Annotated in this window: 1 rRNA gene; it reads right to left on the bottom strand. The window is 41.6% G+C overall.

The window, feature by feature from the left end:
• Positions 1-105: 105 nt before the first annotated feature.
• Positions 106-224, bottom strand: a 5S ribosomal RNA gene (gene rrf / locus EZV76_RS17820).
• Between the last annotated feature and the right edge of the window lie 700 nt (positions 225-924).

The raw sequence follows: 924 nt of genomic DNA, 5'->3' as shown, positions 1-924 counted from the left end.
TTTGGCTGGGGAAAAATTTTTTGAAAATTATTTTAAAATCGTTTCTAATTCATATGATGTTGCAACAAAAACAAATTTTTTTAGTCATTCTAAAAAAATGCAAAAAGCTTACAACATCCAGGATTCCCAGGCCGTCTCCGATCCAAGTACTAACTGGACTCAACGTTGCTTAACTTGCCAGATCGGACGGGATGGCGTGCATTCAACGTGATATGGTCGTAAGCGTCTATGGACAAGTSCCATGTCAGTTACAAACCCCCCACCACCCGACTAGGCCTCTACCCCTTCGTCAGTGCTACTGGCTGGCTGTGTGTTGTGTGGAGAGGGGGGTTGCCGATCGTAGACCTCGCTCGCTGTCTGCTGTAGGTTGGTGTTAGGCGCAGAGACGCGCCGTTCAAGTCGGTTTAATTACCCAAGTTTGAGGTAAACATTGAAACTGACCCAAAGAAATTTGGCGTTAGCTATAAATTTTGGAACGTCTCCTCTCGGGGAGACAAAAATACTAAGAAATTCGAAAATCGGTTCATCCATGTTGGAGAACGGTCCATTCGAAAATATGTGGAGATGAGGGAGCATGGCTGTCCGTATGTGGAGATGTGGGAAGGTGATGATATTGATTGGGGGACGGGATCCCCGATCTAAATATGATGTTGCCCTCCAGCTCATCTACACTCTTCAAAAGTGCTTTTCATTCTTGCTACTGGTACATACATATATGGAAATAGTCTATGTGATGCAAAAAAATTATAGATTCTAATGTATGGCACTCTTCAAAAGTGCTTTTCATTCTTGCTACTGGTACATACATATATGGAAATAGTCTATGTGATGCAAAAAAATTATAGATTCTAATGTATGGGTGCCGTGCGCTCCTCAACTGAAAAATGCAATTGTTCTCAAAAATTTTCAAAAGAACCTAAATTT

Source organism: Flagellimonas alvinocaridis, assembly GCF_004916895.1.
Classification (GTDB): Bacteria; Bacteroidota; Bacteroidia; order Flavobacteriales; family Flavobacteriaceae; genus Flagellimonas; species Flagellimonas alvinocaridis.
Note: the sequence above shows the minus strand (reverse complement) of the source record. Positions and strands in the feature narration are given on the sequence as shown.